The sequence below is a fragment of the Chryseobacterium sp. SIMBA_029 genome (assembly GCF_046535275.1).
Lineage (GTDB): Bacteria > Bacteroidota > Bacteroidia > Flavobacteriales > Weeksellaceae > Chryseobacterium.
Genome location: NZ_JAWRXA010000730.1, coordinates 1 through 244 on the forward strand (window position 1 = coordinate 1; position 244 = coordinate 244).

At 59.4% G+C, this 244-nt stretch carries 1 protein-coding gene; it reads right to left on the reverse strand.

Annotated features, from left to right (window positions below; translation table 11 throughout):
* Positions 1-244: FtsW/RodA/SpoVE family cell cycle protein (locus SB679_RS25870; RefSeq protein ID WP_410705239.1), on the reverse strand; the 244-nt coding region annotated here is incomplete at both ends.

The following is a 244-nucleotide window of genomic DNA, read 5'->3' on the forward strand; positions in this document are numbered from 1 at the left end:
GGTCCGTTTGCCGCACCACAACACGGAATATCGCGATGCCGAGGATGGCGAACAGGACCAACACCACCACTGTGCCCACGAGGCCCAGTTCCTCGCCGATGATGGCAAAAATGAAGTCGTTGTGCGCCTCGGGAAGCCAGTTGTACTTTTGCCGGCTCTGGCCCAGTCCCAAGCCTGTCCAGCTTCCCTGCGCCAGCCCGTACATTCCATTCGTCGACTGGTAGGTGAAGTCCGAATCAGCCGT